Annotated in this window: 1 protein-coding gene; it reads left to right on the top strand. The window is 71.4% G+C overall.

Annotated features, from left to right (window positions below):
• Position 1: 1 nt before the first annotated feature.
• Positions 2 to 217: LLM class flavin-dependent oxidoreductase (locus tag IE98_RS0141830; protein WP_030278070.1), on the top strand; the 216-nt coding region annotated here is incomplete at its 3' end.

Raw genomic sequence — 217 nt, 5'->3', positions numbered from 1 at the left:
CATGCGCTTGAGTACCGTGATCCTCCCCATCCACCGGTGGAGCGAGGGGCAGAAGATCTGGCGGCGGGCCGAGGACCTCGGCTTCCACGCCGCCTACACGTACGACCACCTGTCCTGGCGGTCGTTCCGGGACGAGCCGTGGTTCGGGTCGGTGCCGACGCTGACGGCCGCCGCGGCGGCGACCGAGCGGATGCGGCTCGGCACGCTGGTGACCTCG

The sequence above is a fragment of the Streptomyces sp. NRRL B-24484 genome (assembly GCF_000717715.1).
In the GTDB taxonomy this organism is placed as follows: Bacteria; Actinomycetota; Actinomycetes; order Streptomycetales; family Streptomycetaceae; genus Kitasatospora.
This window is presented reverse-complemented; position numbering and strand designations above follow the sequence as displayed.